Origin of the sequence: Mycobacterium sp. E3247 (assembly GCF_001667785.1) — a bacterium.
In the GTDB taxonomy this organism is placed as follows: Bacteria; Actinomycetota; Actinomycetes; order Mycobacteriales; family Mycobacteriaceae; genus Mycobacterium.
The window spans coordinates 1-689 of sequence record NZ_LZJG01000029.1 but is presented as its reverse complement, the minus strand read 5'-3'; the positions used below and the strand labels follow the sequence as shown (position 1 = coordinate 689).

General features: G+C 62.1%; 1 protein-coding gene. It reads right to left on the bottom strand.

Translation table 11 applies throughout. The annotated features are described in order from the left end of the window. Positions 1 to 689: acyl-CoA dehydrogenase family protein (locus A9X04_RS01315; protein WP_197508980.1), on the bottom strand; the 689-nt coding region annotated here is incomplete at both ends.

Genomic DNA, 689 nt, shown 5'->3' with positions numbered 1-689 from the left:
CGGTGCACCTCATCGGGGCCGTCGACGATGCGGCTCATTCTCGCCTCTGAGAGCCAGGCCGCCAACGGCAGGTCGTGGGTGTAGCCCAAGGACCCGTGTATCTGCAACGCCGTGTCGATCACCTCGATCAGCATGTTGGCGATATAGGTTTTGGCCATCGAGTTCTCGATGCGCAGGTCGTGCCCGTGCTCCATTTTGTAGGCCAGGTGCAGGATCATCAGTCGCGTGATGTAGAGCTTCTCGGCGCAATCGGCGAGCATCCACTGGATGCCTTGCCGATCGGCGACGCGCTTGCCGAAGGTGACACGCTCGCACGCACGTGCGGTGGCCATATCCAAGGCTGCCTGAGCTTTGGCCACGCTCCACATCCCGTGCCGGAGCCGGCCGTATCCGAGCCGATGCTGCCCCATCGCAAAGCCCTCGCCACGGCCGCCGAGAATGTTCTCGTCGGGGACCACTAGGTCGCGGATGCGCACTTCGGCGTGGCCCATCTGGATTTCGCCCTGGTAGGTGGGGATATCGGATTCGCCCATGATAGGGATATTGCGGACGATATCGAAACCCGCGTTGGGCAGCTCCACCAAGAAGGTGGTGTATTGCCGATGACGAGGGGCGTCGGGATCGGTCTTGGCCATCACCAGTGCCAGCTGAGAAATGGACGCCCCTGAGGTGTACCACTTCTCGCCGTT